The organism is Pseudomonas sp. RA_35y_Pfl2_P32, assembly GCF_963970735.1.
Lineage (GTDB): Bacteria > Pseudomonadota > Gammaproteobacteria > Pseudomonadales > Pseudomonadaceae > Aquipseudomonas.
In genome coordinates this window covers 1-584 of the sequence record NZ_CAXAQF010000148.1, presented here as the reverse complement: position 1 = coordinate 584, position 584 = coordinate 1, and the positions used below count along the sequence as shown (strand labels likewise).

Below are 584 nucleotides of genomic sequence, written 5' to 3'. Positions count from 1 at the left end.
GCATTCCCGCCCAATTACTGCCTTTGGCAGAATAACGCAGAACTGCCAGACCCGAGTGCCCTCGCCGATCGACGGTGATTGAACATCAGCCAATTGATGAACGAAGCTATTCATGACCACCTATTCCGTGACAGATCCACGATTTTTCGAACGTTATCGTGCACCGTAACCTGTCATCATCGTCCGCACGGTGCGTATGACGATCAGCAAATCAATCCAGGGCGAATAGCGTTTGATATAGTAGAAATCATAGTGCAGCTTGCTGCGGACGTCATCGACTTCAGCAACATGTCCCTGGCAGACTTGCGCCCAGCCCGCGATCCCGGGCCGCACGATATGGCGATAGCGGTAAAAAGGGATTTCCTGCTCGTACCAGCGCGACAGGACTTCCGCTTCCGGGCGCGGGCCGATCCAGCTCATTTCGCCCTTCAGAACGTTGAGAATCTGCGGCAGCTCGTCGAGGCGGGATTTGCGCAAGAACCGGCCTAATGTCGTGATCCGGTCGTCCTTTTCGCGGGTGATCGCCAAGTTCCGTGCGTCGCCGGCATTGTCCAACGCGACTTTCATGGTGCGAAACTTATACA

General features: G+C 55.1%; 1 protein-coding gene. It reads right to left on the bottom strand.

What is annotated here, in order from left to right; translation table 11 throughout:
• Window positions 1-153: 153 nt before the first annotated feature.
• Window positions 154-584, bottom strand: a 431-nt coding sequence (locus AACY45_RS27565; RefSeq protein ID WP_339548625.1) for a sugar transferase, incomplete at its 5' end; no start/stop codon positions are given.